This is a genomic window from Azospirillum isscasi (assembly GCF_030849505.1).
In the GTDB taxonomy this organism is placed as follows: domain Bacteria; phylum Pseudomonadota; class Alphaproteobacteria; order Azospirillales; family Azospirillaceae; genus Azospirillum; species Azospirillum isscasi.
Genome location: NZ_JAUJFI010000021.1, coordinates 280 through 25,960 on the forward strand (window position 1 = coordinate 280; position 25,681 = coordinate 25,960).

Consider the following 25,681-nt stretch of genomic DNA (forward strand, 5'->3'; position numbering starts at 1 on the left):
CTGCGTCTTAAGACGTGGGAGAGTAGGTCGCCGCCAGGTCACCACGGCACACGACCAACCACACCGGTATCCCGGAGGGCCAAGGTCTCCAACGCACATCACCCGACAATCGTCCCACACGGCCTTCGAGAGCCGGCGCCTTCCCCCAGGGGAGGCGCCGGTTTTTCGTCGTTGAAGCTTGAGGCCGGTGGTTGCGCCGGGCCCCCTCCCTGACCCTCCCCCGCCTTCGGCGGGGGAGGGAATGAGGTGTCGGGGATGGGGAGAGGGGTTATTTTGCGGAACGGGGAGATTCCATGGCGATGGTCGATTCCATACCGGATTGCGAAAGCTGTGGAGCCTGCTGTGCCTATTCCTGGGAATGGCCGGCCTTCATCGGCGATTGGGACGGCGATGGCATCATGGAGCACCTGAAGGAAGACGGGCGCATGCGGTGCAACGGAAACCGCTGCGCCGCGTTGATGGGAACCCTGGGGGATTCCGTCTTCTGCAGCGTCTATGAGCACCGCCCCCTGGTGTGCCGGGAGTTCACGGCGGGGAGCGATGCCTGCCGCACGGTGAGAGCCCATCTGGGGCTGGAGGATTGAACCACGCGCCGACCCGGTGACGCAGGCTGCGCCGGCGGTCCTCCTCCGGAGCAGGGGCGATGTCCCAGTCCCAGGAACGGTCAGGTGGTGGAAGGTCAAGTCCCCAGGTGGAGTCTTCACGCTCCTGAAGCGCGCCATGCTCCAGCCAAAGACTTTCAGTGTCGGTGAAGAGCGCGGCCTGTTCGGCAACGCGGGTAAGCCAGGACAAATGGCTGCGGGCCAGAGCCTGGGCAAAGCGTTCCCGCTCCGCCTGCGGCGTGCCCGGCGCCTTGCGGTCGATGGCGTCCAGTGGCAGCAGGGGGAGTTGCGACAGAAGATTGCACGATATGGCAAAGTTGAATCGCTCTCCCGGCAGGTCCGGTGGGGACGGGCAGGGAAGCGGCGTGCCGTTTGACAGGGCGGTGTCCAGCGGTGCCAGCGCGCCGGTCAGATCGAGAGTGAGCAGGCGGACATTGGAATGGCGCTTTGCCTGCCGGCGGACGGCGTGCGTGTGCACCATGTCGATCAGCAGGACGTCTTCGAATCGTTCTGCCAGAGCGGGCAGCGGGACCTCGATCAGCAAGCCGGACCCCGCCACCAACGCCCGTCCCCCCTGCGGCACCCGCTCGGTGGCCTCCAGAACGAAGCGGCGGCAGGCGTCGACATGGGGAGCCCAGGCGCGCCGTTGCCGCCGGTAGCGGGCGCCAAGGGCCAGCGCTTCCGCCAGATAGCCGTAGCGGCGGGCCAGCGGCGGGCAGGGCGTGGTCAGATACTCGAAGGCTTCCCTCAGCATGGCTTCACCCTGTCCCGCGCGTCGTTCTCCGGTCCAGGCATCGGTTAGGCCATGAACCCGAAGGGAACCCTCTTGACCGGAGTGGGCGGCAGGGTACCTATGGCGGCATGGTCGAGATCAAGAGGAAAACGGCTCTGGTCACCGGGGCGGGAAAGCGGATCGGGCGCGCCATCGCGCTCGATCTTGCGGCGCGTGGCTGGCGGGTGGGGGTGCATTTCGGGCATTCCCGAAGCGAAGCCGACGCGGTGGTGGCGCAGATCGTCGGGCAGGGCGGCGTCGCCGTGGCGCTGCAGGCTGATCTGGAGCGCGAATCGGACGCGCAGGCGCTCGTTCCGGAGGCCGTGGAGAGGCTGGGCACCCTGTCGCTGCTGGTCAACAACGCTTCCCGCTTCGAACGGGACGAGGTGGAGGACGTGACCCGCGAATCCTGGGACCGGCATATGGAGGCCAACCTGCGCGCGCCTTTCGTGCTGAGCCAGAAATTCGCGGCACAGGTTCCGGCGGACATGGAGGGGCTGATCGTCAACGTGATCGATCAGCGGGTGTGGAACCTTACCCCGCATTTCATCTCCTACACCCTGTCGAAGGCCGGCCTGTGGACGCTGACGCAGACCCTCGCCATGGCTCTGGCGCCCCGCATCCGGGTCAACGCCATCGGGCCGGGGCCGACGTTGAAGAACGTGCGGCAGACGGAGGAGGAGTTCGCCGCCCAGCGCGAGGCGACCCCGCTCAGGCGTGGACCCTCGCCGGACGAGATTTGCGCGGCTCTGCGCTTTCTGATCGACGCGCCGTCGGTCACCGGGCAAATGGTCGCGCTGGACGGCGGAGAGCATTTGGGGTGGGCGCAGCCGGCCCTCGGCTTCGTTCCAACGGAATAGGCGGTTCGGCCAGTGGAGTCCCGCCGTTCATCGGGCGCCACCGCGCCTGGCGACGCACCCCGGAAAGAGGACCGCGCGTTGTACACATCCGGCCCGGTCGACGCAAGGGGCTGTTTGCGCGATCCGGAAAATTAATGGCGCAGCACCGAAGAGCCGACTTGACTCATTCTCATATCAATAAAAACAATGACTTATCATAAATGCCCAATTTTTGGGCATAGCCGGGAGACCCCTTGAGCCGCCTTGGTTCGAACAGAGTAACCCGCAGGTTATCGACACACTTATCCACAGGAGTCGTGGATATCCCGATGGACGCCCGCCGAAGAGGTGAGTCGTCCGTATTAACCATTCAGGACGGGGGGCGGTTGACCCCACCCCCGGGCTCGACGACATTCGAAACATGGCCGACACCGCAGACACCCCCATGGACCTCACGCTCCCGGAGACGGACAGCACGGACGCCTCCATTGCGGAAGCCGCGCCGCGCCCGCGGCGGCGCCCCGCCGACCTCGCCCGCGGGGTGGAGGTGATCCGCGATCATCTGAAGACCCTGCCCCAGACCCCCGGCGTCTACCGCATGCTGGCAGGCGACGGGGCGGTGCTCTATGTCGGCAAGGCCAAGAACCTGAAGCGGCGGGTGTTCAATTACACCCAGGTCAACCGCCTGCCCGTGCGGCTGCAGCGCATGGTGTCGGAGACGGAGACCATGGAGTTCGTCACGACCCATACCGAGGTCGAGGCGCTGCTCCTCGAATCGAACCTGATCAAGCGGCTGATGCCGCGCTACAACGTGCTGCTGCGGGACGACAAGACCTTCCCGCACATCATGATCACCAAGGACCACGACTATCCGCAGCTGACCAAGCACCGCGGCGCACGGTCGCGCGACGCCGACTATTTCGGTCCCTTCGCGTCGGCGGGGGCGGTCAACCGGACGATCACGGCGCTGCAGCGCGCCTTCCTGCTGCGCAACTGCGCCGACACGGTGTTCGCGTCGCGCACCCGGCCCTGTTTGCAGTACCAGATCAAGCGCTGCACCGCGCCCTGCGTGGAGCGGGTCAGCCCCGCGGAGTATCAGGCCCAGGTCGATCAGGCCCGCGCCTTCCTGTCCGGCAAGAGCCGGGACATCCAGACGGAGTTCGCCGCCAAAATGACCGAGGCGGCGGAGAATCTGGACTATGAGACCGCCGCCCGCTACCGCGACCGTATCCGCGCGCTGACCGCCGTGCAGGCGCACCAGGACATCAACGTCGAGGGCGTGATCGAAGACGCCGACGTGATCGCCGCCTACGCGGAGGGCGGGGTGACCTGTGTGCAGGTGTTCTTCTTCCGCGGCGGGCGCAACTACGGCAACCGCGCCTATTTCCCCAGCCACGACAAGACGGCGGAGACGCCGGAGGTGCTGGCCGCCTTCATCGCCCAGTTCTACGAGAACAAGGCGGCCCCCGGCCTCGTGCTGGTCAGCCATGACCTGCCGGAGCACGACCTGCTGACCGAGGCGCTGTCGCTGCGCGCCGGCCACCGGGTGGAACTGGCCGAGCCCAAGCGCGGCGACAAGCGCCGCATCGTGGAGCACGCCCTGACCAACGCGCGCGAGGCGCATGGGCGGCGGCTGGCCGAAAGCTCGTCCCAGGCGCGGCTGCTGGACGGGGTGGCGGCGGTCTTCGGGCTGGACGGCCCGCCGCAGCGCATCGAGGTCTACGACAACTCCCACGTCCAGGGCGCCCATGCCATCGGCGCGATGATCGTGGCCGGGCCGGAGGGCTTCATCAAGAACGCCTACCGCAAGTTCAACATCAAGACGGAGGGCGCCGCCGGGGACGACTTCGCCATGATGCGCGAGGTCATGGCCCGCCGATTCGGACGGGCGGTCAAGGAGGACCCGGAGCGGACCCAGGGCACCTGGCCCGATCTGGTGCTGATCGACGGCGGGCTGGGGCAGCTCAACATGGCGCTTGAGGTTCTGGCCGATCTGGGAATCGACGACGTGACGCTGGTCGGGATCGCCAAGGGGCCGGACCGCGACGCCGGGAGGGAGCGCTTCTTCATGCCGGACCGCGAGCCGTTCCAGTTGGAGATGCGGGACCCCGTGCTCTATTTCCTGCAGAGGCTGCGGGACGAGGCGCACCGCTTCGCCATCGGCACCCACCGGGCGAAGCGCACCAAGGCGCTGGGCAAATCGATGATCGACGAGATTCCCGGCATCGGACCCAGCCGCAAGAAGGCGCTGCTGCACCATTTCGGCAGCGCCGTCGCCGTGTCCCGCGCCGGATTGGCGGATTTGGAGGCGGTCGAAGGGATCAGCAAGACGGTGGCGAAAAAGATATACGATCATTTCCATTCAGACGGTTAGAATGACGCCGCCCGACGCGCGTTCCCCCCGACTCCAGAGTTCCGACCGATGCTGACCAGCCTGCCGAACCTGCTTACCCTGTCGCGCATCGCGGTGATTCCCGTGGTGGTCGGGCTGTTCTACGTGCCGGAGGCGTGGGCCGCCTACACGGCCTGCGCCCTGTTCGCCGCGGCCTGCATCACCGACTGGTTCGACGGCTATCTGGCCCGCGCCTGGGAGCAGGAAAGCGTCATCGGCAAGTTCCTGGACCCCATCGCGGACAAGCTGCTGGTCGCCGCGACGCTGATCATGCTGGTCGCCTTCACGCGGCTGAGCGGGCTGTCGGTTCTCGCCGCCGTGGTCATCCTCCTGCGCGAGGTGCTGGTGTCCGGCCTGCGGGAGTATCTGGCCGGGCTGAACGTCGGTGTGCCGGTCACCTGGCTCGCCAAGTGGAAGACCACGATCCAGATGGTGGCGATCGGCTTCCTGATCGTCGGCGATTACGGGCCGGACCACATCCCGGCCACGCTGATCGGCACGCTGGGCCTGTGGGTGGCGGCGATCCTCACCTTCGTCACAGGCTGGGACTACATGCGCGCCGGGCTGAAGCACATGATGGCGCACCAGCCGGCCAAGCCGCAGAAGGGTGCCTCCGGGAACCCCGCCCGCACGCCGGGTTGATTCGGCTCGCGCTGATTCGCCCTTTCGCCGCGAACGGCTTTCCGGCAGGCGGCAGACCGGCCCGCCATTCCGGTTTGTCCGTTCGCATGCCCGTGTGTTTCTGCTATGTGACCGGGGAACGCCCGCGGAGCGATGGGCGGCAAGGCGGAGGATAGGGGCTTCCATGAAGATGTTCGGCCTGACGGGGTGGAGCGGCAGCGGCAAGACGACGCTGATCGTTCGCCTGATCCCGGCGCTGATCCGGCGCGGCCTGACCGTTTCGACCATGAAGCACGCGCACAAGGGCTTCGACATCGACCATCCCGGCAAGGACAGCCACAACCACCGGGAGGCGGGCGCCACGGAGGTGCTGGTCAGCTCGCCCCGGCGCTGGGCGCTGATGCACGAGATCCGGGACGACGAGCCGGAACTTTCCCTGACCGAACTGCTGCCGAAGCTGTCGCCCGTCGATCTGCTTCTGATCGAAGGGTTCAAGCGCGAGCCGCACGAGAAGATCGAGGTCTGGCGCGCGTCGGTGGGCAAATCGCTGATCGCTCGGGACGACCCGAGCATCGTCGCGGTCGCCAGCGACGGGCCGGTGCCGGACGCCGGGGTTCCCGTCTTCGACCTGAACGACGAGGAGGCCATCGCGTCCTTCATCATCGAACGCTGCGCGCTGGACCGGTGCGGGGCGAAAGGCCAAGCTGTCTGAAGGCCGGGCGGTCCGACGGACGTCCGGCGGGGGTGTGCAGGGTGGAGTGGGGCGATGGCTCAGCTTAGCGACGATTGCTTCGCCTTCGGCGGCGGGATGATGGCGGTGGACCGGGCGCTGGAGTTGCTCGCCGGGCGGCTCCATCCCGTCACGGAGACCCGCGGCATCGGCCTTGCCGACGCGCTCGGCCGGGTGCTGGCCGAAGACGTGGTCGCCCCCTTCAACGTGCCGCCCCACGACAATTCGGCGGTGGACGGCTACGCGGTCTTCTTCGACGACCTGACCCCCGACGCTGCCACGGTGCTGCCGGTCACCGCGCGTGTCGCGGCCGGCCATGCGCTGGACCGTCCGGGGCGGCGCGGGGAGGCGGTGCGCATCTTCACCGGCGCCCCGATGCCGGCGGGCTTCGACACCGTGCTGATGCAGGAGGACTGCAAGGCGGAGGGCGGGGCGGAGGGCGGCACCGTCGCCATTCCTCCCGGCATCCGCCGCGGCGCCAACCGCCGCCGCGCGGGGGAGGACATGGCGCAGGGAAGCACCGTCCTGACCGCCGGGCGCCGGCTGCGGGCGGAGGACATCGGCCTGCTCGCCTCGCTGGGGCGGCGGGAGGTGGCGGTGCGGACGACCCTGCGCGTCGCCGTCTTCTCCACCGGGGACGAGGTGCGGGAGCCGGGCGTGCCGCTGGAGGCGGGCTGCATCTACGACGCCAACCGCTTCGCCCTGGTCGCCTTGCTGCGCCAGCTCGGCTGTGCCGTGACCGACCTGGGCATCCTGCCCGACCGGCTCGACGCCATCCGGGGCGCCCTGGCCGACGCGGCGGAGGGGCACGACGTCCTCATCACCTCGGGCGGCATGTCCACGGGGGAGGAGGACCATGTCAAGGCGGCGGTGGAGGCCTTGGGCGGGCTGCATTTCTGGCGGCTGGCGATCAAGCCGGGACGCCCGGTGGCTCTCGGCACCGTCAAGGGGGCTGGCGGGGGAGCAGTCTTCGTCGGCCTGCCCGGCAATCCGGTGGCGGTCATGGTCACCTTCCTGCGCATCGCCCGACCGATCCTGCTGCGGCTGATGGGCGCGGCGGAGGAGGCTCCCGCCTTGTTCCCGCTGCGCGCCGGCTTTACCTACAAGAAGAAGGCGGGGCGGCGCGAGTATGTGCGGGCCACGCTCGCCCGCGCCGCCGACGGGGTTTTGACCGCGGTCAAGCACCCGCGCGACGGGGCGGGCATCCTGTCGTCGATGGTCGAGTCCGACGGGCTCGTCGAACTGCCGGAAGAGGTCACCCGGATCGAACCGGGGATGATCGTGGAATTCCTGCCTTTCAGTGAGGTTCGGTGATGAAGATCCTCTATTTCGCCTGGCTGCGCACCAAGATCGGCGTGGCGGCCGAGACGGTGGACCTGCCGGCGGAGGTCCGGGACGTGGGCGGTCTGGTGGACTGGTTGAAGACCCGCAGCCCGAAGCACGCCGACGCGCTCGCCAACAGCACGGTGGTGAAGGTCGCGGTGAACCAGGAGCATGTGCCCTACGACCACCCGGTCGGCCCCGGCGACGAGGTGGCCCTGTTCCCGCCCGTCACCGGCGGCTGAGGAAGGAGCCCTGCCGTGACGGTGAAGGTGCAGCGCGAGGATTTCGACGTCGGGGCGGAGCTGGCCGCCATGACCGGCGGCAAGACCGGCATTGGCGGGGTGACCCTGTTCGTCGGGCTGGTCCGCGACATGGCCGGCGGTGAGGCCGTCAGCGCCATGACGCTGGAACACTATCCCGGCATGACCGAGAAGGAATTGGAGGCCATCGAGGCGGAGGCTCGGCAACGCTGGCCTCTGGACGACGCGCTGATCATCCACCGCCATGGGCGGCTGGAACCGGGCGACCGCATCGTGCTGGTCGCCACCGCCAGCGCCCATCGCCAGGCGGCCTTCGAAAGCTGCCATTTCCTGATCGACTGGCTGAAGACCAGGGCGCCCTTCTGGAAGCTGGAAGCCACCCCGGACGGTGAACGCTGGGTGGAGGCCAAGGATTCCGACGACGACGCGGCGGCCCGCTGGGCGAAACCGGCCTGAAGTGAGAGGCAGGACACAGACGGCGTGTTCGGGACGGTGATTGGGTTCTCCTCCGCGCAAGGCTGTGCGCGCGTGCGGAGTGCCCGATCATGCGAACCCGGTTCCTGCTCACCGGTCTTGCCGTCCTGCTGGGCGCGCTTGCGTCGTGCCCCGTCCATGGGAAGGAACGGCGGCAAGCGATGGAGCGGGGTGTGGTGGAGCGGGTTTTGGCCGACCCGGTCGGCGGCTGCCGCATCCGCGACCGGGAGCCGGATCGGCGGAAGACCGTTCGTTGGACCGGCCCATGCCGGAACGGCTTCGCCCAGGGCGCCGGCCTCCTCGAATGGAGCGTCGGCGGGAAAGCGGAGGGCTGGATCGAGGCGGTTTTCGTGGACGGACGGGCCGAAGGACCGGGGCGCAGCGGGCGCGAGGATGGGCAGATCTTCCAGGGACGGTTCCGGCGTGGCCTCGCCACCGGCACGGGAACCCTGACCCTGCCGGACGGCCACCGTTATGTGGGCGCTTTCGCCGCCGGGCGTCCGACCGGGCAGGGCGAGTTCATCGCCTCCATGGGGCTGCGTTACCGCGCCAGGGTCGATCCGGACGGGCGGGTGTGGCCCGGCGCGCTCCTGGGGCCGAAGGGTCCCGCGACCATCCAGTCCGCCGAACGGCCCGAGCCCCGGGGGCGGGCGGCGCCGGGCAGCCTGGAGGAGTGGCTTCGCACCCCGCCGTGGGATTACCGCGATCCGGGCCGCCATGATCCAGGGCGCCATGATCCGGGGCAACGGTGACCAGCTTTGCACAGGCGGCGGTTGTCAGACATCCTGCGCCGTGGTGACATCATGGCCCCCTTCGGAAGACGGCGATGAACTGGCAGACCCTCGGACTCTTTTTCGTGACGGCCTTCGTGCTGTCGATGACTCCCGGCCCCAACATGCTGCTGGCGATGAGCCTCGGCCTGCGCTACGGCGTCCGCCGGGCGGCCTGGGGCGGATTCGGCATGTGCGTGGCGCTGACGACGATGGCCACCCTGTCGGTGCTGGGCCTCGGCGCCCTGCTGGCCGCGTCGGAGCCGGCCTTCCAGGCGGTGAAGTGGGCGGGCGTCGCCTATCTGACCTGGCTCGGCATCGCCGCGTGGCGGGCGCCGGTCCCGGACGGCTCGCCGCGCGTCACCGGGGCCGCGGCGGTGGAGGAGGCCCCCGCCCATCGCCTGTTCCTGCGCGGCCTGCTGGTCGCCTTCAGCAACCCGAAGGCGCTGGTCTTCATGGCCGCCCTGTTTCCGCAATTCATCGACCCGGCGGCCCCGCTGGCGCCGCAGCTCGTGGCGCTGGTGGCGATCATGGTGGTGATTGAGTTCGGCTGGATCATGGCCTACGCCACCGGGGGCAACAGCATCGGCGCCCGGCTGACCAGCGGGTCCGCCGCCCGGACGCTCAACCGCCTGACCGGCGGCCTGATGATCGGCGCCGGCGGGCTTCTGGCCCTCGCCCGCCGGCTCTGACGGGAATTCAGTTCACCCGGCGCAGGATCGTCTCCAGGCGGCCCTTGCCGGACCGGTCCAGCCATGCGGCGGACAGGCGCCCGTCCGTCCGGACGCTGTAGCGCAACACGTTGCGCCCCTTCTCGTCGAACACCAGCTCGTCGTTCTCGATGCGGCCCTTGCGGCGCGCCCGCTCCATCGGCTGGTCCGCTTCCATGCCCGGTCCCAGCACATAATCGGCATAGACCGCGTCGCCATCCACCTTGTCCACGGACAGCGCCACCTCCCGCCCGTTGATGTAGGCGCCGTACCAGACGCCGAGGAAGCTGTGCCCGCCCGTGCCCGCGGCGGAGGAGGTGCCGCTGCTCCGCGGCTCGGGTGTCGCGGCCCGCATCAGCTCCGCGCTCGGCGTGCGGCCCCAGGATTCGTCGCAGGACGGGTCGCCCTGGCGCGGCGGGGCCTCCGCGAAGCGCAGGATGCAGGCGCCGAAGCGGCGGACGAACATGCCGGTCGTCGCGGCGCCATGACCGGTCAGCAGGGCCGGCTGGTCCACCACGATATGATCCAGCCCGCGTGCGGACAGGATGCTGCGCGCGGGCTCGCCGCGCCCGCCGGGGTCGAAATCGTCGCCGTGGAAGAAGAACAGCATCACCCGCGCGCCCTGGACGCCGCGCAGGATCGGCCAGAGCTGCGAGGCGTTGTCGCGGAAGCTGTCATAGGCGTCGGAGAAATTGCCGAAGGCGGCGGGGGCGGTGCCCACCACGGCGTCCACCCGGTCGGTCTGCCCGGCGGCCATCAGCGAAAGGAAGGCCCCGAAGGATTGGCCGGTCAGCACGACCTTCCGGTAACCGCGGTCCTTCAACTGGTCGGCATAGCCGGCGAGCGCGCGGGAGCTGTTCGGCAGCGTGTCGCTGACCCGCATGCGGTCCAGCCGGAATACGTCCCACCCCGCGTCGCGCATGGTCTTCATGTACAGGGGGGTGGGGGCGTTGGAATCCTCCACATCCACCGACCGGCCATGGCTCCACACCACCGCGCCGCGGGCCGCGCTGGGGCCGAGCAGGGTGCCGTCGCCATAGGCGGGGTTCAGGTGGATCTGGGCCGCCGCCGTCTGCGCCGTTCCCAGCATCGCCACCAGCATCACCAGCGCCGTCACCAGTCCGGGCAACGCCTGTCCGACCATCCGCTTCATCCTTCCACGCTCCTGTCTGCGGGCGTGGGAAGGGTCCGGGAATATGGTTAACTCGACCTTTCCATCCGGCGGAGCCGGCGTTTGTCACGGTGTGTTGTCACAGCGCCATCCGGTGGGATGACCCTGCGTCAGAACGTCCCTAAGATGCAAATGCGAATGACTCGCAAATTAGCGGAGGATCGTCTATGGTCCGCCCCGTCACTTCAGTCGGGAGGGGTCAACATGTGCGATTCGGTGGGCGAGGGGCGGCTGTCGCCTTGGACGGTGTCCGATCTGACGACGGCGGAGCGTGCGCTCCTGACCGGCTTCCGGCAGTGGTTCCGGCACGGCACCGCCGGCGCGATGGCGGCGATGCGGGCCAGCTTCGGCGTGGCCGGCGTGCCCTCCTCGGCGCTGTTGCCGCTGTTCGCTCTGCTGGGCACCTTCGCGGTGACCAACGCCGGCCGGCCCGCCTTCCGCTGCCCGTCCTGCTCGCGGGTGGGCATGGACGAGATGGCGGTTCTGGATGCGCTGGCCGCGATGCAGGCGGGCGAGGGGGACGTGACGACCCAGGTGTTCGACCGCTGGCTTCCCCTGGTCGCCCTGACCATGGCCACGGATTCCGCGCGGGAGCTGGCGAACATTCTCGACGGCGCGCGCATCCGGCTGCCGCGGCGCCGTCCGGCCCGGCTCATAGCGCTGGCGGCGGAATGACCGACGCGAATTCCGCACCCGTCTGCCACGCAGCCGGTCTCAACAGGGGCTTGCGCAGAATCCACTGATCGATGGGCACCTGGACCAGATCACCGGCGGGGGTGCGGTAGGAGTAGCGCCCCCGCTCGTTCCCGCGCAGCTCGTACCCCAGCCGCTCGTAGAAGGCGAGGACACCGGCGTTGTCCCGGTCCACGCCCAATTCGGATTCCGAACAGCCGCGGCCGAGCGCCCTGTCTTCGGCGGCGGCCATCAGCCGTGTCGCGACGCCCCGGTTCCGGAAGGGCTGGAACACCCGCAGCGCCCACAGGGTGGCGCGGCGCAGATGCCGCTTGCGCTGGAAGTCGATGCAGATCTGACCGGCGGGAAAGCCGTTGATCTCGGCCACCAGAAGGGCGCCGGCCCCGCGCTCCTGGGCGCGGAAGGCCGTGGCGAGGATTTCCCGGTGCGGGGTGTGCAGCCCGAACCATTCGAGATCCGGCAGATCGGTCCGGCAGGCCGGGCGAATTGTGACGGGCAGGGTGATGACGTCCTGCGACGCGGTGGCGGCGTCCATTCCTCCTCCGGACTTCGAGCCTTGTGCCGGAATGAACGGACCGACGCGGCGCGGCGTTCCCCACGCCGTCGGAAAGTCCTGCCGGCAAAGCTGTGCCCGTCGGGAGGAGCGGCGGAGCGAGCCTGAGAGACCTCAACGAAAAAGGGAAAATTTTATCTTTTCTACGCATTAAGGGCCTCATGCCCATGCGTTCGGCAACCTTTGGACTATGCCGATTGTGACAATTGACCGATTGCGCGGCTTCTTGGTAAGTCTCTAAACGAAATAGGGACGCGCCGCGCAGCCGATCGCCGGCCAAGCGTGGGTTCGGGACCGGGGATCAAGGAGGGCAGTGCGATGATCAAGATTGTAAACCTGGGGCGCACCGGCCTTTTCGTCGCGATGCAGAATGGTGCCCTGACCACCATCGGTGGGCGCAGCCACTGGCGCTCGTTCGATGACGCCCGCTCGGCGGCGAACGCGGCGAACGTCAAGGTCAGCGACACGGTCCTCCGCACCGTTCTCTGAACGCTGGGCTCTCTGAACGCAGGCGTAGAATTGAAAAGCCCCGGCGGCACCCGATAGGGCCGCCGGGGCTTTCGCCGTTCCAGTGCCGCCGATCAGCCGGCCCGCACGCGCGCCAGGAAGCGATCGACCTCCGTCCGCAAATTCGTGGACTGGATGGACAGTTCGCTCGTCGCCGACAGCACGCTGCGCGCTTCCGACCCGGTGTCCGACGCCGACGAGTTGACGCGCACGATGGTCTCGCTCACCTCGCGGGTGCCGATGGACGCCTGCTGGACGTTGCGGGCGATTTCGGTGGTGGCGGCACCCTGCTCCTCCATGGCGGACGCGATGGAGGTGGAGATGTCGTTGATCCGCGCGATGGTTTCGGAGATCGAGCGGATCGCCAGGACGGCTTCCTGGGTCGCCCCCTGAACCGCGCCGATCTGCGAGTTGATTTCCTCGGTCGCCTTGGCGGTCTGGTTGGCGAGGCTCTTCACCTCCGACGCCACGACGGCGAAGCCCTTGCCGGCCTCACCGGCGCGGGCCGCCTCGATGGTGGCGTTCAGCGCCAGCAGGTTGGTCTGGCTGGCGATGTCGTGGATCAGCTTCACCACCTGACCGATGCGGCTGGCGGCGTCGGCCAGACCCTGCACGGTGTTGTTGGTGCGCTCGGCCTGCGACATGGCCTCGCCGGCGATGGCCGCCGACTGGGTGACCTGATGGCTGATCTCGCCGATGGAGGCGGTCAGCTCCTCCGCCGCCGCGGCGACCGTCTGGATGTTGACGGAGGCTTCCTCCGCCGCCGCGGCCACCTGGGTGGACTGGGCGCTGGTTTCCTCGGCGGTGCGGCTCATGTTCTGGGCGGTGCCCTGGAGCTGGTGCGCGGCGGACGCCACGGCCTGCACCACGCTCTTCACTTCGCGCTCGAAGGAGTCGGCGGTGCTGCCCAGCTCGCGCGAGATGATCGCGGCGGTGTTCAGATCGACGTAGACGGAGGTCGCCAGATCCATGTCCAGGAAAACCGCCTTGTTGATCGCCTGCATGAGCTGGGCGAGCTTCTCCGGCTTCTTGCGGTAGACCTGATAGGCGAGGTCGATCAGCTTGTTCAGGGTGAAGCAATAGGCGCCGGTGTACCAGCGCGGCTCCAGCCCGATGCGCTGGTGAGCCTGACCGATCTTCAGCACCTGCGCCATGTAGGCGTCGTCGAAAGTGCCGGTGAAGACGTTCTTCAGCCAGTGCTGCTTCTGCATGTCGCGCGCCCGGCTGACGGTCGCGGGGTTGGACAGAAGCGCCGCGACCTGCGGGACGGAGCGCAGGTAGCCGTAGAAATCCTCAAGGATCTGGTCGATGCGTTGCGCGAGATAGGGCTGGAATTCCCGAAGGACGGCCTTCGTGGGTTCGTCGATTCGCAAGAAGGAGATTCGGTCGAGGATGGACTGTGTCTGAACAGAATGCGACATGGATCGACTTCCCCGCGAAAATAGGACCGCGTCAGATTAGCAAAATTTGTTTTGAATGCAAAATAACTAACCTGCGGGCGGCACTATGGATCGTTCCGGCCGATGTGAAAATCGGCAGAGTTGTCGCAGGTGCATCGAACTAAGGGTATATGATGAAATTAAAATACCGGCGGAGCCGATTGGCATCCGCCGGTATGTTGTGGAACCGTCACAGAGGATGTCGAATCCACCCCGTCAGGCCGCCATATGGGCCGGCGCGCGGCGCAGCGCCTGGGCGGCGCTGAGGACGGCCTTCTGCAGCTTTTCGAAGGCCCGCACCTCGATCTGGCGCACCCGCTCGCGCGAGACGCAGAACTGCTGGCTCAACGACTCCAGGGTGGACGGATCGTCCTTCAGGCGGCGCTCGAACAGGATGCGGCGCTCGCGGTCGTCCAGCCGCTCCAGGGCCTGACCGACCAACCGGCGGCGCAGGGCCAGCTCGTCGGCGTCGGCGATCACGCTTTCCTGCGTCGGACGGTCGTCGGCCAGAAGCTCCAGCCAGTTGGTCTCGCCGTCGGAGGACAGGGCGGCGTCGAGCGAGCTGTCGTTCGACGAGAGCCGGCGGTTCATCTCGATCACCTCCTGCTCCGGCACGTCCAGCTCGGTCGCGATGGCGGTGACGGTGGACGGGGACAGATCGCCCTGCTCCAGTTCCTCCATCTGGCTCTTCAGGCGGCGCAGGTTGAAGAACAGCTTCTTCTGCGCGGCGGTCGTGCCCATCTTCACCAGCGACCAGCTGTGCAGGATGTATTCCTGAATGGCGGCGCGAATCCACCATGTGGCGTAGGTCGCGAAACGGAAGCCGCGTTCCGGATCGAATTTCTGCGCGGCCTGCATCAGCCCCACGTTGCCCTCGGCGACGAGGTCGGGCAGCGGCAGGCCGTAGCCGCCGAAACCGCGGGCGATCTTGATGACCAGCCGCAAGTGGCTGCCCACCAGACGCTCCAGGGCGTGGCCGTTGCCGCGGTCGCGCCAGGCGACCGCCAGGTCGCGCTCTTCATCGGGGGCCAGGATGGGGAACCGCTTCGACTCCTCGACGTAACGGGTCAGGCTGGCGTTTTCACCAGTCAGGAGTTTCTTGAGCACTCCAGCCTCCTCTCTCCAACGCTCCACCGTCTCTTGCCGCGGAACCCTTTCGGTGGACGTTCGGAGACGTCCATCGTTTCGGCATTCTTTTTGTAGGGGATTTGCCGAAATCATCCGGGAGCACGTCAATCAGACCTTGATACTGTGCCGCCACCACCAAGTTGGATCAAGCCTGGAAACGGCGGTGCAGCAATATTTTTTGGCGTATATCCGGACTATTCGGTCCTTGCGGGTGCCAAAAAGATCGGGCGAACTTTTGGAAGATTGGCGACAACGTGGCGGATTTCGTTTGGAGTGAAGGCAGATACGGTTCTCTCCGCTTTGTCATCACTCCTCCACTTGGCTGTATCTTTTGCCTGAGTTACGGCCATAAGGGCTATACGGATCGGACGCAAGGCATAGGACGTCGGGGGCGGCGGAGCGCATTGCCGGCCGGCGACAACGCTTCTGTTCGCTTCGGTTGCGGGCGTGCTATCCCGGGCCGAACAACGCGGGAAGCCCTCCATGCACATTCGCGACTGCCGGCCGGACGATCTGGCGCGCATCCAGGCGATCTACGCCCACCATGTCCTGACCGGCACCGCCAGCTTCGAGGAGGTTCCGCCCGGTCTGGACGAGTTGGCCCGTCGGCGGGACGATGTGCTGGCCCGGGGCATGCCCTATGTCGTTGCGGAGACGGAGGGGCGGGTCATAGGCTATGCCTATGCCGGTCCTTACCGGCTGCGCACCGCCTACCGCCACACCGTCGAGGATTCGATTTATCTCGACCCGGACTGCATGGGGCGCGGTGCCGGCCGGGCCTTGCTCTCGGCGGTGATCGACCGTTGCGCGGAGGCCGGTTGCCGCCAGATGGTCGCCGTGATCGGTGGCAGCGGCAACGCCGCCTCGATCGGTCTGCACCGCAGCCTGGGCTTCGAACCGGCGGGGGTCTTGAAGGCGGTGGGGTTCAAGTTCGGGAACTGGGTGGACAGCGTTTTGATGCAGCGCCCGCTCAGTCACGGCGACGCGGCTCCACCCGATGATTGCCGCGGCACCAAATAAAAGGGGCCGTTGGTTGAACCAACGGCCCGAGTTTAGGGAGGAAACGCTCCAAAGGCGTATGGGGGAGGTTTTATGACGCGCTGCACAATCGTGCCATGCGCAGAATGTCGCAGCGGTCACAGCCTTATCACATCGGATCTTCTTGGCCGTTTCTCGTTTTTCAACCTCGGTTCGCCGAAAATGAAAGCGGGCGCACCCTAGGGATGCGCCCGCTTCCGTGTGCGATGCGAAGGGCAGGGGACAATACGGACGGCTCCTGAAGGCTTCGTCCGCATGACCCTTTCGACCAATCCTACGGCATCAGTCCTGCGCGACCCGCTTGCGGCCCAGGCCGAGCTTTGTGGCCATCTCCGACCGGGCCTTGGCGTAGTTCGGGGCGACCATCGGGTATTCCGCCGGGAGACCCCACTTGGCGCGGTAATCGTCCGGAGACATGTCGTAGACGGTCTTCAGATGCCGCTTCAGCATCTTCAGCTTCTTCCCGTCTTCCAGGCAGACGATGTATTCCGGGGTGACCGACTTCTTGATCGGCACCGCCGGGGTCAGCTCCGTCTTGGCCGGCGCGGCCTTCTCCTCGCCCAGGCCGTTGAAGGCCGTCTGCACGTTGAGGATCAGCGCCGGCAGGTCGGCGACCGGCACCGTGTTGTTGCCGACATAGGCCGCGACGACCTTGGCGGTCAGGGCCTGCAATTCCGATGCTTCGATGGTCATGGCCGCGTTCAGCTCCGTTCCCCTGTAGAGGCGATGTCGATCAGACGTTCACCACGTCGCGCAACTGCTTGGCCGGCTTGAACCGCGGCGCCTTGGACGCGGCGATCTTCACCACGTCGCCGGTGCGCGGGTTGCGCCCTTCGCGGGCGGCGCGCTCGGCGACTTCGAAAATGCCGAAACCGGCAAGGCGCACGTCCTCGCCACGGCCGAGAGCCGAGGTTATGCCTTCGAACACCGACTGGACAACCTTCGCCGCATCGGACTTGCGGATGCCGGCGGAGGTGGCGACGGTCTCGATGAGCTCGGCCTGGTTCATGCGAAACTCCTGGTGCATTTGCGCGCGTGGATTTTTCCGTGTTCTTGGCAGATTGACACCATCGGCACAAGAGCGATGGCCGGAAAGGCAACCATAAGTGTTTTGTCAGTCATGAGTTCTTGCGTCCACTGTGGCCCGGATGCATCAAAGCGACCTTCCGCCACGGCACAACGGTGCCGAGGGGGCGCCAAAAGATGGTTGTTTTCGGCGGGAAGTTGATCGACTCGCAGGACACAGGTCTTGAACGGAAAACGGGCAACACCATTTGCGTGGCGTTCGGGTCCGGGCCCCTCTGGCGGCTGAGGCGTCAGCCGTGATGTCGGATACCGCTTGAATTCACTGCAGACGCAGCGCACTCAAGTGGGCCTTGCTTATGGATTCCCTTATCGCTCCCGTCCTCCTCGATTTCATGGGGAAGCCGGTGTGGGTCTGGCTGACCTTCATCGGCATCGTCCTGGCCCTTCTGGCCTTCGACCTCGGCATCCTCAACCGCCGCGACCGTGAGATCGGCGTGAAGGAAAGCCTCCGCCTCTCCGCCTTCTACATCACGGTGGCCCTGCTGTTCGGCGGCTGGGTCTGGTGGTCCATGGGCGACGCCGCGGCGGCGCAGTACTACACGGGCTTCTTCATCGAAAAGAGCCTGTCGCTCGACAACGTCTTCGTCATATCGCTGATCTTCACCTACTTCGCGGTCCCGCGCGCCCACCAGCACCGCGTGCTGTTCTGGGGCATCCTGGGCGTGATCGTGATGCGCGGCCTGATGATCGCCGCGGGTGCGGCGCTCGTCAGCGAGTTCCACTGGGTCCTCTACCTCTTCGGCGCCTTCCTGCTGATCACCGGCGTGAAGATGCTGTTCGCCGTGGACCAGGAACCGGACCTCGCCGGCAACCCGGCGCTGCGCTTCCTGACCCGGCGCCTGCGGATCACCGACGGCTTCCGCGGCCAGAACTTCTTCGTGCGGGAGACGGGTCCGGACGGGCGCACCGCTCTCTACGCCACGCCGCTGTTCCTGGCGCTGATGATGGTCGAGTTCGCCGACCTGATCTTCGCGGTGGACAGCGTTCCCGCCATCTTCGCCATCACCACCGACCCCTACATCATCTACACCAGCAACATCTTCGCCATCCTCGGCCTGCGCGCGCTCTACTTCGCGCTGGCGGCGATGGTCCACCGCTTCCGTTACCTGAAATACGCGCTGGCGCTGGTGCTGGTCTTCATCGGCGGCAAGATCTTCTACACCCAGGTCTTCGGAAAGCCGGACCCGCTGGTCTCGCTGGGCGTGACGCTGACCCTGATCGCGGGCGGTGTCGTGGTCTCGCTCGTCAAGACGCGGAGCGAGGGCAAGCGCCTGCCGGCGGAATGACCGCCGGCCCCGGCGCCCGCTAGCCGGTGAAGCCCAGGCGTTTCAGGGCGGCGATGCTCTCCTTCGCGCTGGTGTGGAGGATGAACGCGCCGCCCGCCTGCGTCCAGGGATCGCGGGCTTTCTCACGGTCGTCCACCAGCACCGTGCCCGGTCCGCCGTGGCGGTGCTTGTCGCGGGCCATGCAGGTGATGACCCGCACATGGGGACCCAGCATGTGGGCGACCCAGCGCCGCTTCTGCTCCGGCGCCCAGGAGCCGAGCGGCAGGCCGGTGAGGATGGTCGGCCCGAACGGCTCGCAGAAGCGCCAGAGATCCTGCGCGTCGTGCATGAAGTCCAGCGTTCCGAAGAAGTCGGGGTGGCGGGACAACTCCCGCCACATGGCCTTCATCGGAATTTCCTCCGGGCGCTTGCCGGTAACCGCCTTCACGCCGCGGTCGAAATCGGCCAGAACCCCGTCGAGGTCGAGGAACAGCCTTGGCCTTTGCATCGCTTACCCTTCCAACTGCGGACGCTCCCGGAACGTCCAGGGGCGCATCGGTCATGGGGCGGTCCTTCCCTGGCCGATTGTCGTGTTTTGCGAAGAATACCGGTCCCGCGGAACCTTCGCCAGCCGATCGGGTTGCACCCCAAGGCATAGCCGCCCGGTACCGGCGGGGCAGGGGGATTCGGATGACGGTCATAGGCATTTCAGGGTCCTACGGCGGCCTGAACCTGGGCGACGAGGCGATTCTCACCTCGGCCATCGAGCAGTTGCGCGCCACGGTGCCGGGGGTCGAGGTGGTCGTCTTCTCCCGCAACGCCGCCCACACGCGCGAGAACCACGCGGTGGACCGCGTGCTGAACCCGCGGGAGGCGATGCGCGACGAGATCACGCCGGAGGTGGAGCGGCTGGACCTGCTGCTTCTGGGTGGCGGCGGCATCCTCTACGACAGCGAGGCGCAGACCTATCTGCGGGAAGTGACCATCGCGCAGAAGCTGGGCGTCCCGACCTACACCTTCGCCATCGGGGTCGGCCCGCTGAAGGATCGGGTGGAGCGCGACGCGGTGCGCGAAGGGCTGGACCGCATGGCCGGCATCACCGTGCGCGAGCCCAGCGCCAAGCGGCTGATCGAGGAGATCGGCGTCGAGGTTCCGGTGACGGTCACCGCCGATCCGGCGCTGCTTCTGAAGCCGGAGCCCTTCACGGAAGAGATGCTGGCCGAAGCCGGCATCCCGCGCGGGCGTCCGCTGGTCGGCCTGTCGGTGCGGGAGCAGGGCGCCGCGGCGCCGGAACTGAGCGATGCGGCCTATCATCAACTGCTGGCGGAGGCGGCGGACTACATCGTGCAGCGGTTCGGGGCCGACGTGGTGTTCGTTCCCATGGAGCGCGCCGACGTGCGGGAGGCGCACCGCGTCATGGGCCGCATGGCGGCGCCGGAGCGCGCCCATCTGCTGAAGTACCGCTACAAGCCGCGCCAGATCATCGGGCTGATGGAGCATTTCGAGATGGCCGTGGGGATGCGGCTGCATTTCCTGATCTTCGCGTCCATCACGGGCACGCCGCTGATCGCGCTGCCCTACGCTTCCAAGGTGTCGGATTTCCTGTCCTCGGTGGGGCTGGAGCCGCGGGCGACCGTGTCCCACACCACCGCGGGGACCTTCCTCGCCGACCTCGACCGGCTGTGGGATCACCGGGCGGAGCAGAAGGCGCTGCTGCGCGACCGGATTCCCGTCCTGATGGAGCGCGCGCGCGGCACCGCGCCGCTGGCCCTCCGGACGGTGACCCCGCGGGCCGAGGCGGCGGAATGACGAAAGGAGCCTGTCTTGCCCGTCCTGCCCCGTCCCCCGGATCCTGAATCCGTCACCCTGCCGCCGCGCCGGGCCATGAAGGTGGCGCGCTGCCAGGTGCTCGTCGTCGGCGGCGGGCCAGCCGGCATGGGGGCGGCCATCGGCGCCGCCCAGTCGGGGGCCGACACGATTCTGGTGGAGCGCTACGGCTTCCTCGGCGGCAACGCCACGGCGGCGCTGGTGATGCCCTGGATGAGCTTCTACACCCAGCGCGGCTCGGTCGCGGTGGTGGACAACACCCGGCTGATGCCGCAGGACCACGGCCCCGGCGAGCCGGTGGTGGGCGGGGCGCTGGCCGTCTTCCTGGGGCGCCTCTACAGCAACCAGGGGGCCGTTCCGCCCTCGCCGGACACCGGCTTCACCGTTCCCTTCGACCCGGAGGTGCTGAAGGTCACCGCGCAGCAGATCCTGGACGAGGCCGGCGTGAAGGTGCTTCTGCACGCCTTCGCCTCCACCGTGCTGGGCGACCCGGGGAAGCCGAACGCCGTGGTCTTCGAAACCAAATCCGGCCCGGTGGTGATCGAGGCCGACGTGATCGTCGATTGCACCGGGGACGGCGACATCGCGGCGCTGGCCGGCTGCGACTACGAGGTCGGGCGGGAGGAGGACGGGCTGACCCAGCCGATGACTCTGATGTTCCGCATGGTCGGATTCGACCACGGCGCCTTCACCGGCTATGTCCGGGAGCATCCGGCCCAGTGGCGCGGCGTGCACGGGCTGTGGGACCTCGTGTCCAAGGCGACGGCCAACGGCGACCTCGATCTGGCGCGCGAGGACATCCTGTTCTTCGCCACCACCCGCCCCGGCGAGATCGCTCTGAACTGCACCCGCGTCACCGGCGTTCTGGGCACCGACGTCTTCGACCTGACCTGCGCGGAGTGGGAAAGCCACCGGCAGGCCGCCCAGATCGCCGATTTCCTGCGCAAGTACGTGCCCGGATTCGCCAGCGCCTACAATTGCCAGACCGGCACCGGAATCGGCATCCGCGAAACCCGCCGGATCGTCGGCGACTACGCCATGACCGCCGACGACGTGCTGGGGGCGGCAAAGTTCCCGGACGCCATCGCCCGCGGCACCTATCCCGTGGACATCCACAGCCCCACGGGCCGCGGGACGGTGCTGAAGCGCGTGCCCTCCGGCGAATGGTACGAGGTGCCGATGCGCGCCCTGCTGCCCAAGGGGATGGAGACGCTGCTGGTGGCTGGCCGTTGCATCTCCGGCAGCCACGAGGCCCATTCCTCTTACCGGGTGACTCCCACCTGCATGGCGACGGGGCAGGCCGCCGGGGTTTGCGCGTCGATGGCCGCCCGGCGGCGCGAGCGGACCCGCGACATCCCGGTCGGCGCCATACAGCGGGAATTGCTGCGCCAAGGCGCCCTGCTGCGCGAGCCGGAGGCATAAGCTCCGGAGGGGGCGGGTCAGCGCATCGCGAAGAGTTCCTGGTGGAAGCGCTGGTCCACCGGCAGGCCCCGTGCCGCGAAGTCTTGCCGCAGCGCCTGCCCGAAGCCCGCCGGGCCGCAGAACCAGAGGCTGGAGTCACGCCATTCCGGCACCATGGCACGGATGCGCTCCCCATCCAGGCGGCCGTCGCGGCTGTCGACCAGGACATGAAGGCGAACCCCCGCCGCAGCGGCGTCGGCGGTGAGCTTCGCGATCGCTTCCTCGTCGTAGTCGCTGGTGGTGTGGAAGAAATGGATGGTCTGCCGCGGTCGCTCGGGGCTTGCCGCCAGAAACTTCATGCGGGCGATGAAGGGTGTGACTCCGATGCCGCCGCCCACCCAGATCTGGTGCGGGCAGGAGTCGTCGAAGGTGAAGCAACCATAGGGCCCTTCCACGGTTACCGCCTGGCCGACCTTCAATCGTTCCCGCAGCCACTGTGTGTGGTCGCCCAACTCCTTGACCACGAAGGTGATGCGGCGATCGGTGTCGTTCCAGGCCGAGGCGATGGTGTAGGGATGGGCGCCCTCTGCGGTGTCGGAGGTGGCGAAGGCGAACTGGCCCGCCTTATGCCCCGGCCAACCCTGCGGAAGTTCGACCGCGACCTCCAGAGCGTGCACGCCCGGAAAGTAATGGAGGGCGCTGATCGTGCCGGGAACCCGCCGGCCGGCGGCGATGCGGCCGAGAAGCACGACGGCGGCGGCCCAGGCGCTGGCGGCGAGCAGCAGCGCCATCACCCAGCCGATCGGCGAACTCCAATAGGCGAATTTTGTCAGCACGACGGCGTGGAAAACCAGCACCAGATAAGCAATCGCCAGCAAGCGGTGCGTCTTGAAGAACAGCCGGTATGGGAGGCGCTTGAACAGCGCCAGCCCGATCAGCAGCACAACCGCGTAGAAGGCCCACTCGCCAAGCCATTCCGCGGTGCCGCGCAGGCTCCGGAGCGACTGTTCGAGGGCGTTCTCGGGAATGGCGCGCGGTCCCCGCTGCGGTCGGGCCAACCACCCCCAGCCCACCGCCCATTTCGGCCCTTGAGCCCAGAGCCAGTGGACAATCGCACCGGCGAGCGCGGCGATGCCCAGCCATTTGTGCAGGCGGTACATCTTGTCCAAACCGCCGAACCACGTTTCCGGCCATCGTGGCCGCAGCGCCAGGATCATCGCCATGCCCATGCAGCCCATGGCAATGATGCCGCTGTACTGAACCAGTTGGGCGCGAACCCCGAACAGACCATTTTCCTGGAATACCCCTGGTTCGGCGATGATCCATAAGATGGTCAAAAGTCCAAGAGTACCCCACAAGAACAGCTTGATGGTCTTCATGGCGGCATCCTCCGTTTCAGCCACCCTCAAGGTGCTACGGACGGATAGTTTGTTGATGCCGTTTGAGATGGCAAGCCGATTCCCATCATCCCAGCCATTCGAAACTCTGAAGAGAACGTCTGTTCTCTTCAGACTCATATCGCCTTGGTCATGGGAAAAGGCGCGGCGGAATGCCGCCTACTTGCGAATCCAGACCTTGGTTTCCATGAAGCGGTTGGCGAGGAAGCGGTAAGTCTGCTTCTGCAACTGCTCGATGGCGCCGGATTTCTCCACCGGGGTGGTTTCCCACGCCTGGAGAATCTCCTCCCATTCCAGGAGCCGGGCGCGCAGGTCGTCGCGGATCTTGCGGATGAAGGTCACGGTGGTGTCGAACGCCTTCAGCGCGCCGAAGATCTCACCCGTCTGGGCGTCCGCCTGCTCGAAGATGGCGTCGTAGCCTTTCAGCGGCTTGCTCAGCAGGCCCTGCATGCGCGCGACCTCGCTGCACAGGGTGCGGTCGGTGCGGTAGATCTGGGTCAGCCGGTTCAGCTTGGCGCTGATGGAGCGGATGGCGTGGAAGCGGTCGCGCAGCGCCTCGATGTAGGACAGCTCCTGCGTCAGGTCCTCGATGCGGTCGGTCAGGTACTGCTCGTAATTGTCCTGCAGGCCGAGCTTCGCCGCGATGTCCTTGAAGGCGGCCTTCACGCGCTGCTTGGTCTGGGGGTCCTCGACGATCTGCTCCAGCTCCTCGGCGTTCACGACGATCATCTCGCTTCCGGAGATCGAGGAGACGAGCTGGACGGTCAGGCGTCCCCGCGCGATGTTCCGGTGCTTCTCCTCCACAGACCAGGAGGCGCGGCCATCCAGAAGTTCTCCCGGAATCTGCTCGCCGGGGCGGATCTGCTTCACGAAGGCCAGCCCCTTCGTCACCACGTCCAGAAGCTTGGAGTCGCGGCTGTCCTCCTTGATGTCGAAGGATTCCATCAGCGTGTTGAAGGGCAGGGCGGCCTTCAGATCGCCCAGCAGGATGTGGAGCACCGGCTGCTTGGAGGACGGGTCGATGCAGAAGAAGGCGCCGGACAGGCTGAACACCTTGTGCTCGAAGTCGAAATGCGTGTCCCGCATCGGAGCCGCGGGTTCCGCTGCCGGCGCCGCTTCGGCGGGTGGAGCCTTGGGAGCGGCATCCGTGCTTCCGGTTTCGGGGCTTCCCGTTTCGGGGCTTCCGGTTTCAGGATCGATGACGTCGGACATGGGCGGGGACCGGAAGCGGGAGTGGGACGGGCAGGTTACAGCAGATCGCGCAGCCGGAACCAGAGCATCGCGAGGACCAGCGCCGGTGTGCGGAAACGCCGTCCGCCGGGGAAGGGCAGGTGGGGCACGCGGGCGAACACGTCGAACCGCTCCGCCGTGCCGCGGATGGCCTCCGCCATGACCCGCCCGGCCATGCCGGCCAGCGCCACCCCGTGACCGGAATAGCCGTGGGCGAACAAGGTGGTCGGTGTCAGGCGTCCGACATGCGGCATGCGGTTCATGGTGATGGCGACGTGGCCGCCCCAGAAATGCTCCACCGCGGCGCTGCGGAGCTGCGGGAAGACCGCCAGCATCTTGGACCGCATGGCCATCCGCACCCCCGGCGCGTCCAGCCCGGAATAGCTGACCCCGCCGCCGAACAGCAGCCGGTGGTCGGAGGAGCGGCGGAAGTAGTTCAGCACGAAGTTCATGTCGCTGACCGCCAGATTGGTGGGCAGCAGCGACTCCGCGGCGGCCTCCCCCAGCGGTTCGGTGGCGATCAGATAGGTGGCGACCGGCATCACCATGGTGGACAGCTTCGGCGCCAGCGCGCCGAGATAGGCGTTCCCGGCCAGCACGAGGAAACGCGCCGTCACGCGCCCCTTCGCCGTGGTCGCGGCGGGCGTGGCCCCGGTGTCGATGGCGGTGACCCGGCTCTCCTCGAAGATGCGCACGCCGGCCCCGGCCGCGGCGGCGGCGAGGCCCAGCGCGTAGTTCAGCGGGTGCAGGTGTCCGCTTCCCCCGTCGAACAGCCCGCCGACATAGGCGTCGCTGCGCACCACCGCCCGCATGGAGTCGCGGTCGAGCGCGCGCACCTTCCCATAGCCGTAGCGGTCGCGCATCTCCCGTTCCATGTCCGCCACGTCGTCCATGTGGCGCGGCTTCACCGCGGCGTGGACGAATCCCCAGGTGAGGTCGCAGGGAATGGCGTGCCTCTCCACCCGCTCGGCCAGAAGGGCCTTGGCGTCCTCGCCGAGATCCCACAGGCGCCGGGCGTCCTCCGCCCCGACCCAGCGTTCGATGGTCGCCATCGACTTGTTGTAGCCGGTGATGATCTGCCCGCCGTTGCGGCCCGAGGCACCCCAGCCGACGCGGTTGGCCTCCAGCAGCACCACGTCGTAGCCCTGCTCGGCCAGTTCCAGCGCGGTCATCAGCCCGGTGTAGCCGCCCCCCACCACGCAGACGTCGCAGGACGCGGCACCCTCCAGCGGCGGGTGCTGCGGGTGCGGATTCGCGGTGTCGGCGTACCACGAGCGGACGTGAGGAGGTGTCGGCATGACCGCCGAGTTAGGGGAGGGACCCCCGCCCCGTCAATGATTCCGGCGGTCATATGGGCAGGATCTTTGTTCCCCTCTGGCGCAAGGAGGGGGTGCGGGATCATAGTATGGCGGTGTTTCACAGCAGGGAGGGGCTGCCCACCGTCCGGTGCGGT

The 25,681-nt window shown here is 67.5% G+C and carries 27 protein-coding genes; 16 read left to right on the plus strand and 11 right to left on the minus strand.

Going from position 1 to position 25,681, the window contains the following annotated elements; translation table 11 throughout:
- Nucleotides 1–293 precede the first annotated feature (293 nt).
- Nucleotides 294–584, plus strand: coding sequence for a YkgJ family cysteine cluster protein (locus QSG27_RS06635; protein ID WP_306704429.1), 291 nt, complete (start codon nucleotides 294–296; stop codon nucleotides 582–584).
- Here QSG27_RS06635 and QSG27_RS06640 read toward each other — a convergent pair.
- Complete coding sequence (locus QSG27_RS06640) at nucleotides 526–1,356, minus strand: hypothetical protein (protein ID WP_306704431.1); 831 nt, start codon at nucleotides 1,354–1,356, stop codon at nucleotides 526–528. The genes QSG27_RS06635 and QSG27_RS06640 overlap by 59 nt on opposite strands.
- Before the next feature lie 107 nt (nucleotides 1,357–1,463).
- On the opposite strand from QSG27_RS06640, the gene QSG27_RS06645 reads away from it, so the two are divergent.
- The 9 genes from QSG27_RS06645 to QSG27_RS06685 all read left to right on the plus strand — a co-directional run bounded on the left by QSG27_RS06645 (nucleotide 1,464) and on the right by QSG27_RS06685 (nucleotide 9,475).
- Nucleotides 1,464–2,234: an SDR family oxidoreductase gene (locus QSG27_RS06645; protein WP_306704433.1), complete on the plus strand. Its 771-nt coding sequence runs from the start codon at nucleotides 1,464–1,466 to the stop codon at nucleotides 2,232–2,234.
- A 424-nt stretch (nucleotides 2,235–2,658) separates the two neighbouring features.
- Nucleotides 2,659–4,587 carry an excinuclease ABC subunit UvrC gene (uvrC, locus tag QSG27_RS06650; protein WP_407653182.1) on the plus strand — a complete coding sequence of 643 codons (1,929 nt, stop codon included), beginning with the start codon at nucleotides 2,659–2,661 and terminating at the stop codon, nucleotides 4,585–4,587.
- 48 nt (nucleotides 4,588–4,635) lie between these two features.
- Nucleotides 4,636–5,247 (plus strand): CDP-diacylglycerol--glycerol-3-phosphate 3-phosphatidyltransferase, encoded by a 612-nt coding sequence (pgsA, locus tag QSG27_RS06655; protein ID WP_306704437.1) that lies wholly within the window; start codon nucleotides 4,636–4,638, stop codon nucleotides 5,245–5,247.
- A 163-nt stretch (nucleotides 5,248–5,410) separates the two neighbouring features.
- Nucleotides 5,411–5,938, plus strand: a complete 528-nt coding sequence (gene mobB / locus QSG27_RS06660) for a molybdopterin-guanine dinucleotide biosynthesis protein B (protein WP_306704439.1) — start codon at nucleotides 5,411–5,413, stop codon at nucleotides 5,936–5,938.
- Nucleotides 5,939–5,992: 54 nt separating this feature from the next.
- Nucleotides 5,993–7,270 carry a molybdopterin molybdotransferase MoeA gene (gene moeA / locus QSG27_RS06665; protein WP_306704441.1) on the plus strand — a complete coding sequence of 426 codons (1,278 nt, stop codon included), beginning with the start codon at nucleotides 5,993–5,995 and terminating at the stop codon, nucleotides 7,268–7,270.
- Entirely contained in the window at nucleotides 7,270–7,521 is a 252-nt protein-coding gene (gene moaD / locus QSG27_RS06670; protein WP_306704443.1) for a molybdopterin converting factor subunit 1, read from the plus strand. Before moeA ends, moaD begins: the two co-directional genes overlap by 1 nt.
- 15 nt (nucleotides 7,522–7,536) lie before the next feature.
- Nucleotides 7,537–7,995, plus strand: a complete 459-nt coding sequence (moaE, locus tag QSG27_RS06675) for a molybdopterin synthase catalytic subunit MoaE (protein WP_306704445.1) — start codon at nucleotides 7,537–7,539, stop codon at nucleotides 7,993–7,995.
- A gap of 89 nt (nucleotides 7,996–8,084) precedes the next feature.
- Nucleotides 8,085–8,765: an MORN repeat-containing protein gene (locus QSG27_RS06680; protein WP_306704447.1), complete on the plus strand. Its 681-nt coding sequence runs from the start codon at nucleotides 8,085–8,087 to the stop codon at nucleotides 8,763–8,765.
- Between the two features lie 74 nt (nucleotides 8,766–8,839).
- The gene (locus QSG27_RS06685; RefSeq protein WP_306704449.1) at nucleotides 8,840–9,475 is read left to right on the plus strand and encodes a LysE family translocator; all 636 of its coding nucleotides are present in this window, start codon (nucleotides 8,840–8,842) and stop codon (nucleotides 9,473–9,475) included.
- Nucleotides 9,476–9,482: 7 nt separating this feature from the next.
- Here QSG27_RS06685 and QSG27_RS06690 read toward each other — a convergent pair whose 3' ends face one another.
- The gene (locus tag QSG27_RS06690) at nucleotides 9,483–10,646 is read right to left on the minus strand and encodes an alpha/beta hydrolase family protein (protein ID WP_306704451.1); all 1,164 of its coding nucleotides are present in this window, start codon (nucleotides 10,644–10,646) and stop codon (nucleotides 9,483–9,485) included.
- Nucleotides 10,647–10,868: 222 nt separating this feature from the next.
- On the opposite strand from QSG27_RS06690, the gene QSG27_RS06695 reads away from it, so the two are divergent.
- On the plus strand, nucleotides 10,869–11,339 hold the full coding sequence (locus QSG27_RS06695) for a hypothetical protein (protein ID WP_306704452.1): 471 nt from the start codon (nucleotides 10,869–10,871) through the stop codon (nucleotides 11,337–11,339).
- On the opposite strand, the gene QSG27_RS06700 is transcribed toward QSG27_RS06695, so the two are convergent.
- Entirely contained in the window at nucleotides 11,317–11,892 is a 576-nt protein-coding gene (locus QSG27_RS06700) for a GNAT family N-acetyltransferase (RefSeq protein WP_306704453.1), read from the minus strand. The two genes, QSG27_RS06695 and QSG27_RS06700, sit on opposite strands and share 23 nt — an antisense overlap.
- Before the next feature lie 336 nt (nucleotides 11,893–12,228).
- Here QSG27_RS06700 and QSG27_RS06705 point away from each other — a divergent pair, with 336 nt between their 5' ends.
- Nucleotides 12,229–12,399, plus strand: coding sequence for a hypothetical protein (locus QSG27_RS06705; protein WP_306704454.1), 171 nt, complete (start codon nucleotides 12,229–12,231; stop codon nucleotides 12,397–12,399).
- 92 nt (nucleotides 12,400–12,491) lie between these two features.
- Here the strand turns inward: QSG27_RS06705 and QSG27_RS06710 are convergent, their stop codons facing one another.
- Together QSG27_RS06710 and rpoH are read right to left on the minus strand one after the other, a co-directional pair.
- Nucleotides 12,492–13,838: a globin-coupled sensor protein gene (locus tag QSG27_RS06710; RefSeq protein WP_306704455.1), complete on the minus strand. Its 1,347-nt coding sequence runs from the start codon at nucleotides 13,836–13,838 to the stop codon at nucleotides 12,492–12,494.
- A gap of 234 nt (nucleotides 13,839–14,072) precedes the next feature.
- Nucleotides 14,073–14,963, minus strand: a complete 891-nt coding sequence (gene rpoH, locus QSG27_RS06715) for an RNA polymerase sigma factor RpoH (RefSeq protein ID WP_306704456.1) — start codon at nucleotides 14,961–14,963, stop codon at nucleotides 14,073–14,075.
- 504 nt (nucleotides 14,964–15,467) lie between these two features.
- Here rpoH and QSG27_RS06720 point away from each other — a divergent pair.
- Entirely contained in the window at nucleotides 15,468–16,004 is a 537-nt protein-coding gene (locus QSG27_RS06720; protein ID WP_306704457.1) for a GNAT family N-acetyltransferase, read from the plus strand.
- Nucleotides 16,005–16,304: 300 nt separating this feature from the next.
- On the opposite strand, the gene QSG27_RS06725 is transcribed toward QSG27_RS06720, so the two are convergent.
- Both QSG27_RS06725 and QSG27_RS06730 read right to left on the minus strand, forming a co-directional pair.
- Nucleotides 16,305–16,715 (minus strand): MucR family transcriptional regulator, encoded by a 411-nt coding sequence (locus QSG27_RS06725; protein WP_306704459.1) that lies wholly within the window; start codon nucleotides 16,713–16,715, stop codon nucleotides 16,305–16,307.
- 40 nt (nucleotides 16,716–16,755) lie between these two features.
- A complete protein-coding gene (locus QSG27_RS06730; RefSeq protein WP_306704510.1) occupies nucleotides 16,756–17,082 on the minus strand; it encodes an HU family DNA-binding protein in 327 nt (108 codons plus the stop codon).
- A 322-nt stretch (nucleotides 17,083–17,404) separates the two neighbouring features.
- Between QSG27_RS06730 and QSG27_RS06735 the strand changes: the two genes are divergently transcribed.
- Complete coding sequence (locus tag QSG27_RS06735) at nucleotides 17,405–18,394, plus strand: TerC family protein (protein WP_306704461.1); 990 nt, start codon at nucleotides 17,405–17,407, stop codon at nucleotides 18,392–18,394.
- 19 nt (nucleotides 18,395–18,413) lie between these two features.
- On the opposite strand, the gene QSG27_RS06740 is transcribed toward QSG27_RS06735, so the two are convergent.
- Nucleotides 18,414–18,881: an HAD family hydrolase gene (locus QSG27_RS06740; RefSeq protein ID WP_306704463.1), complete on the minus strand. Its 468-nt coding sequence runs from the start codon at nucleotides 18,879–18,881 to the stop codon at nucleotides 18,414–18,416.
- A 182-nt stretch (nucleotides 18,882–19,063) separates the two neighbouring features.
- On the opposite strand from QSG27_RS06740, the gene QSG27_RS06745 reads away from it, so the two are divergent.
- A complete protein-coding gene (locus QSG27_RS06745) occupies nucleotides 19,064–20,182 on the plus strand; it encodes a polysaccharide pyruvyl transferase family protein (RefSeq protein ID WP_306704464.1) in 1,119 nt (372 codons plus the stop codon).
- A 15-nt stretch (nucleotides 20,183–20,197) separates the two neighbouring features.
- The gene (locus QSG27_RS06750; protein ID WP_306704466.1) at nucleotides 20,198–21,622 is read left to right on the plus strand and encodes an FAD-dependent oxidoreductase; all 1,425 of its coding nucleotides are present in this window, start codon (nucleotides 20,198–20,200) and stop codon (nucleotides 21,620–21,622) included.
- A gap of 17 nt (nucleotides 21,623–21,639) precedes the next feature.
- Here QSG27_RS06750 and QSG27_RS06755 read toward each other — a convergent pair whose 3' ends face one another.
- The 3 genes from QSG27_RS06755 to QSG27_RS06765 all read right to left on the minus strand — a co-directional run bounded on the left by QSG27_RS06755 (nucleotide 21,640) and on the right by QSG27_RS06765 (nucleotide 25,526).
- Entirely contained in the window at nucleotides 21,640–22,980 is a 1,341-nt protein-coding gene (locus tag QSG27_RS06755; RefSeq protein WP_306704468.1) for a ferredoxin reductase family protein, read from the minus strand.
- 177 nt (nucleotides 22,981–23,157) lie between these two features.
- The gene (locus QSG27_RS06760) at nucleotides 23,158–24,084 is read right to left on the minus strand and encodes a hypothetical protein (RefSeq protein ID WP_306704470.1); all 927 of its coding nucleotides are present in this window, start codon (nucleotides 24,082–24,084) and stop codon (nucleotides 23,158–23,160) included.
- Nucleotides 24,085–24,245: 161 nt separating this feature from the next.
- Nucleotides 24,246–25,526 carry an NAD(P)/FAD-dependent oxidoreductase gene (locus QSG27_RS06765; RefSeq protein WP_306704472.1) on the minus strand — a complete coding sequence of 427 codons (1,281 nt, stop codon included), beginning with the start codon at nucleotides 25,524–25,526 and terminating at the stop codon, nucleotides 24,246–24,248.
- Between the last annotated feature and the right edge of the window lie 155 nt (nucleotides 25,527–25,681).

Coding starts and splice junctions, on each gene's coding strand:
- mobB (WP_306704439.1), top strand. CDS start 5,411: ATGAAGATGTTCGGCCTGACGGGGTGGAGCGGCAGCGGCAAGACGACG.
- QSG27_RS06680 (WP_306704447.1), top strand. CDS start 8,085: ATGCGAACCCGGTTCCTGCTCACCGGTCTTGCCGTCCTGCTGGGCGCG.
- QSG27_RS06705 (WP_306704454.1), top strand. CDS start 12,229: ATGATCAAGATTGTAAACCTGGGGCGCACCGGCCTTTTCGTCGCGATG.
- QSG27_RS06740 (WP_306704463.1), bottom strand. CDS start 18,881: ATGCAAAGGCCAAGGCTGTTCCTCGACCTCGACGGGGTTCTGGCCGAT.
- QSG27_RS06695 (WP_306704452.1), top strand. CDS start 10,869: ATGTGCGATTCGGTGGGCGAGGGGCGGCTGTCGCCTTGGACGGTGTCC.
- QSG27_RS06720 (WP_306704457.1), top strand. CDS start 15,468: ATGCACATTCGCGACTGCCGGCCGGACGATCTGGCGCGCATCCAGGCG.
- QSG27_RS06710 (WP_306704455.1), bottom strand. CDS start 13,838: ATGTCGCATTCTGTTCAGACACAGTCCATCCTCGACCGAATCTCCTTC.
- QSG27_RS06700 (WP_306704453.1), bottom strand. CDS start 11,892: ATGGACGCCGCCACCGCGTCGCAGGACGTCATCACCCTGCCCGTCACA.
- QSG27_RS06635 (WP_306704429.1), top strand. CDS start 294: ATGGCGATGGTCGATTCCATACCGGATTGCGAAAGCTGTGGAGCCTGC.
- QSG27_RS06735 (WP_306704461.1), top strand. CDS start 17,405: ATGGATTCCCTTATCGCTCCCGTCCTCCTCGATTTCATGGGGAAGCCG.
- QSG27_RS06765 (WP_306704472.1), bottom strand. CDS start 25,526: ATGCCGACACCTCCTCACGTCCGCTCGTGGTACGCCGACACCGCGAAT.
- QSG27_RS06640 (WP_306704431.1), bottom strand. CDS start 1,356: ATGCTGAGGGAAGCCTTCGAGTATCTGACCACGCCCTGCCCGCCGCTG.
- moaD (WP_306704443.1), top strand. CDS start 7,270: ATGAAGATCCTCTATTTCGCCTGGCTGCGCACCAAGATCGGCGTGGCG.
- QSG27_RS06690 (WP_306704451.1), bottom strand. CDS start 10,646: ATGAAGCGGATGGTCGGACAGGCGTTGCCCGGACTGGTGACGGCGCTG.
- moeA (WP_306704441.1), top strand. CDS start 5,993: ATGGCTCAGCTTAGCGACGATTGCTTCGCCTTCGGCGGCGGGATGATG.
- QSG27_RS06685 (WP_306704449.1), top strand. CDS start 8,840: ATGAACTGGCAGACCCTCGGACTCTTTTTCGTGACGGCCTTCGTGCTG.
- pgsA (WP_306704437.1), top strand. CDS start 4,636: ATGCTGACCAGCCTGCCGAACCTGCTTACCCTGTCGCGCATCGCGGTG.
- QSG27_RS06645 (WP_306704433.1), top strand. CDS start 1,464: ATGGTCGAGATCAAGAGGAAAACGGCTCTGGTCACCGGGGCGGGAAAG.
- QSG27_RS06755 (WP_306704468.1), bottom strand. CDS start 22,980: ATGAAGACCATCAAGCTGTTCTTGTGGGGTACTCTTGGACTTTTGACC.
- uvrC (WP_407653182.1), top strand. CDS start 2,659: ATGGACCTCACGCTCCCGGAGACGGACAGCACGGACGCCTCCATTGCG.
- QSG27_RS06725 (WP_306704459.1), bottom strand. CDS start 16,715: ATGACCATCGAAGCATCGGAATTGCAGGCCCTGACCGCCAAGGTCGTC.
- QSG27_RS06760 (WP_306704470.1), bottom strand. CDS start 24,084: ATGCGGGACACGCATTTCGACTTCGAGCACAAGGTGTTCAGCCTGTCC.
- QSG27_RS06745 (WP_306704464.1), top strand. CDS start 19,064: ATGACGGTCATAGGCATTTCAGGGTCCTACGGCGGCCTGAACCTGGGC.